The sequence below is a fragment of the Candidatus Nanopusillus massiliensis genome, assembly GCF_920984865.1.
This window is the reverse complement of sequence record NZ_OV100765.1, coordinates 462186-462510: the sequence shown is the minus strand read 5'-3', so window position 1 is coordinate 462510 and position 325 is coordinate 462186.

Sequence of the window (325 nt, the reverse complement as noted above, 5' to 3'; positions counted from 1 at the left end):
ATTTATGATAGATTATTTAGCTTTACNNATTCCCTTCTTATTGGCATTTATAGTTAATATTGCAAATATATATCTATATAAAAGGTTCTTTAAAGATGTTGAAACAAACGATAGTATAAAAAGTGTCTTAAATGTATAGTTTAATAATTATTAGAAAGATTATACCTCACCAGGTTGGTAAGCTATTTTTAAAATTTTTTGTATAATATCATTTATGACATTGAGATGCAAGCTATTGATAAATGAATTGCTTCCTTCAATTAGAAAGGAATTGTCAAAAATATTGTATGATGATTATAAAATGTCTCAAGAAGAAATTGCAGAT